Below are 3675 nucleotides of genomic sequence, written 5' to 3'. Positions count from 1 at the left end.
AGAGGATTATCAATGTTGCCGAAGTCGAAGCTTCACCGTGTATACTAAACTTATTTCTCTCTTTTGTTCTTTCTGATTATTAATTAAATTTAGTGAATTACAAACTTAAGACGTGTATAATTAATGGCTGGTTCACGCTTACTTACGAAAATCCTAGCGGATTTTCTATTCGGTTTTTATTTGCTAAATTAGGTGCATAAACACGCCATTAATCATACACAAAACCGTTGGCAAACATTAAAATGAACGACGAGAGAAAAAAGAAAATAGAGTTATTACAAAGAAAAAATAAAGTCAAAAATGATATTAAGATTTTGACTGAATTTTATGAGGATATCGAAATCGTAGAATTTCTGACTAATGATGAACTGAACAAAATATTTGAATTTGACAGAAAAAAAGATTTTAGAAATTATAATCTGGAATTCTCATATTCACCTTCCGAAAACGAAATTGTGAAATCTGATTTATCTGACTTGATTGAAGACAGTTTCTTTTTCAAACCTTATGATTTAAGCGAAGAAACATATTGCTTGTCAAACAAATCGGAATTCAATAAAATATTTGACAAAACATTTTTAGAAAATAATCTTCCGACTTTGATTTATACAAGCGATGGAAAAACATCAATTATAGTATCAAAAGAAGTAGTCGATTACGAATTAAAGGACGGGATAAAAACCCAAAAAGAATGGTGGAATATAAGTGTCGGAGGAATTAATGGAATAAAGCAAATTATAAATAAAAAATAACGATTTGCCAACAATGTATAAAAATAATTGCTTGGTCATTGCTTACTCGGAAAATCCTGCGGATTTTCCTCTGGCTAGTTTTTGTTTACTAAATTAGTGGCTTAACCACGCAACTATTCTTATACGTAACCGTTGGCATCAATTAACAAATTAATTACTAAAAATTGAAAAGCTTATTAATTGGATTGAGCATATTACTTTTTTCAGCATGTGAAATGAATGAAGACATTTCAAATATTTTAAATAAAGAACATAATGCTCCGGCATTTCATTATGTTCTTTTCGATTCAGACTCAGTTTTACAAGACATCTTTCAAGGGTATCAAAATGTAGAAGATCGCATAATGGTAAATGAGGAAACTTCATTTCATGCCTTTTCAGTGACCAAAACTTTTACTGCGGTAGCGATAATGCAACTATTAGATGAAGGAAAAATAAAACTAGATGACCCAATTCAAGAATATTTATCTCACTATTCCTTCTCGAAAACAGTAACAATAAGAAATCTGCTTTGCCATCAATCTGGTATTGTCAATCCTTTACCTCTCCAATGGACACACTTGGCTAATGAACACGATAATTTTGATTATAAGGGATTCTCAGATTCCATCATATTAAATAATCTAAAGCTTAAACGATCTCCTGGAACGAAATATGCCTATTCCAATATCAATTATCTGGTATTAGGTAGTCTAATAGAAGAAGTTAGCGGTAAACCATATCAAGATTACATTGACAATAATATATTAAACCACTTGCCTACTAAAGAATATATTGGGTTTAATATTCCTGAAGCGAATCATGCTCACGGCTATCATCGTAACTCTTGGTTTCAAAACCTGTTATTAGGTTTTCTTCTCAATAAAGATAGTTTAATGTATAAAGCAAGCAATGATTGGAATGGCTTTCATTCATTTTACAACAATGGAGCCCCATACGGGGGAATTATTTGTACACCGAATGCACTAAAAGTCTACTGTCAGGAACTGCTAAAGGATAATGGAAGCCTACTACCTAACACCTCTATTGATAAAATGCTAACCGAACAGCAAACAACAAAGGGGAAAAATACTGGAATGACCTTAGGATGGTTTAAAGGATCTTTAAATGAGTCCGATTATTACTGCCATGCAGGAGGTGGTGGTGCTTACTACTCTGAAATAAGAATTTATCCTTCCTTAGGACTTGGAAGTGTTATCATGACAAATAGCTCTGGAATGTCAGATGACAGAATTCTTGACCATTTAGACAAACAATTTCTTAAAAGTACAAAATGACAAACAAAAAAATATCTTCGGGATGGTTTCCAATATCAACCGCAGCTTTAATGCTAATTTTCTGGACACTTTTTGCCATCTTTTTACCGATGCAAGAGCCTTATGTAAATTGGGTATTGGACAGTGACTGGACTTGGGTTAATATTATTGGATTTGTTGGCTCATTAATGGGGATATTTGCTTTTAATACAATTTCAACTACCCTTAATTCAAATAACAATATCGATTTCATCGGATACCTTACTGCAATTTGCGGAGTGACTATTCTCACAGCCATATTATTTTTCGAAGCATTTATTTTAAAAGGAATAGCAATTCAAAGTCCTGAGATCATTAACCTTAAATCAGGCTTTTATCAAGAGAATGCATTCAAAATTGCCAACCTATCCGGAGGGCTCTTACTAACGATAGGTGTCTTGATATTGGGGGTTAGTATGTTTAAAAGAAAAAGCTTCAAAAGATGGAAGGTTGTAATGTTTATGCTCGCATGCCCCACGTTTGGAATTGTAATCATGCCAGGAAATGTTAGGATTTTGGGTGTGCTTCTATATTCAATCTCTTTAATTGCTATAGGAATAGAAATGAATAAAAAAACTGATGCCAACAAAACCTAAACTGCATTAAAACGCAGTTTAGCCAAAACGTTGGCAAACATTAAAACAAAGCATGAAACAATTTAGAACATTTTTTCTGTTATTAATCCTTTTAATTCACATCAATTGCGATACGGATAGATGTGATGACGGATATTCCGAAGTGAACAACTCCGATGGGTCTTCCTACTGCATTAAAGATTTTGAATCTGGAATTCAAAATAGAATAAATGAATTCGGTAACACTTTTTATCATGAGGAACATGGAGTCATTAAATTCAATGAAGGTAAATGGTATAATGATTTTAATGAACCTTTAAAATTAGAAGAATAAATAAAATGAAAATATTAAAACCACTAATCGCTACAGTCCTTTTATTTTCAATATTAGGTAATGCTCAAAAAAAAGACTATTTAGTACTTAAAAATAACGACACGATATATGGAGAAAAGCTAATTTTTAACCGAAAAGGCACAGGTGTAAAAGTTGGGAAAAACAAAACAATATTTCCAGATAGTTTAATAATAGGTTATTATGATTCTCATTATGATTCACCTCACGAATTGGTCATATCTCCTTTACCTTGGGATAAGGATAAACCAGGAAAGAAAGCTTTTATTAGAAGGTTAATAAATGGTAAAATAAAATTATATTATGAGTTGCTTAATCCTACTCCTGGTGCATATTACGGCTTTTACATTTCCAAGGACACCTCAAAATTAAAATATATAGCCGACTGTAAAAATTATAATATACGTCAACGTGTATTAATTAAAAATAAAGAAGAAATAATTGAAATATTAAGAAAATTTGTTTCGGACAGCCCAAAAGTGAATGTAATCTTAGACACAATTAGCACAAAAAAATTTGATTTAAAAGAAATTGTTGAAATTTATAATTCCTCATATAAAGAATAACGTTTGCCAACAAAGTGTAAATATAATTGCTTGGTTCGTGCCTACTCGGAAAATCCTGTGGATTTTCCTTTGGTTCGTGCCATTTTTGTTAAGTTAGTTGCTTAATCACGCAACTATCCTTACACGAACCGTTGT

5 protein-coding genes are annotated in these 3675 nt (G+C 31.8%); all 5 read left to right on the top strand.

The annotated features are described in order from the left end of the window. The first annotated feature begins 242 nt into the window (after positions 1-242). Positions 243-752, top strand: coding sequence for a hypothetical protein (locus L3X37_RS15145; protein WP_237241009.1), 510 nt, complete (start codon positions 243-245; stop codon positions 750-752). 164 nt (positions 753-916) lie between these two features. Continuing rightward, positions 917-2029 carry a serine hydrolase domain-containing protein gene (locus L3X37_RS15140; protein ID WP_237241008.1) on the top strand — a complete coding sequence of 371 codons (1113 nt, stop codon included), beginning with the start codon at positions 917-919 and terminating at the stop codon, positions 2027-2029. After that, positions 2026-2643, top strand: a complete 618-nt coding sequence (locus L3X37_RS15135) for a hypothetical protein (protein ID WP_237241007.1) — start codon at positions 2026-2028, stop codon at positions 2641-2643. The genes L3X37_RS15140 and L3X37_RS15135 overlap by 4 nt, the downstream gene beginning before the upstream one ends. Before the next feature lie 52 nt (positions 2644-2695). After that, on the top strand, positions 2696-2956 hold the full coding sequence (locus tag L3X37_RS15130; RefSeq protein ID WP_237241006.1) for a hypothetical protein: 261 nt from the start codon (positions 2696-2698) through the stop codon (positions 2954-2956). 5 nt (positions 2957-2961) lie between these two features. Beyond that, positions 2962-3540 carry a hypothetical protein gene (locus tag L3X37_RS15125; protein WP_237241005.1) on the top strand — a complete coding sequence of 193 codons (579 nt, stop codon included), beginning with the start codon at positions 2962-2964 and terminating at the stop codon, positions 3538-3540. Positions 3541-3675 lie beyond the last annotated feature (135 nt).

Origin of the sequence: Wocania arenilitoris, from assembly GCF_021728535.1 — a bacterium.
Classification (GTDB): Bacteria; Bacteroidota; Bacteroidia; order Flavobacteriales; family Flavobacteriaceae; genus Wocania_A; species Wocania_A arenilitoris.
Note: the sequence above shows the minus strand (reverse complement) of the source record. Positions and strands in the feature narration are given on the sequence as shown.

Coding starts and splice junctions, on each gene's coding strand:
- L3X37_RS15130 (WP_237241006.1), top strand. CDS start 2,696: ATGAAACAATTTAGAACATTTTTTCTGTTATTAATCCTTTTAATTCAC.
- L3X37_RS15135 (WP_237241007.1), top strand. CDS start 2,026: ATGACAAACAAAAAAATATCTTCGGGATGGTTTCCAATATCAACCGCA.
- L3X37_RS15125 (WP_237241005.1), top strand. CDS start 2,962: ATGAAAATATTAAAACCACTAATCGCTACAGTCCTTTTATTTTCAATA.
- L3X37_RS15145 (WP_237241009.1), top strand. CDS start 243: ATGAACGACGAGAGAAAAAAGAAAATAGAGTTATTACAAAGAAAAAAT.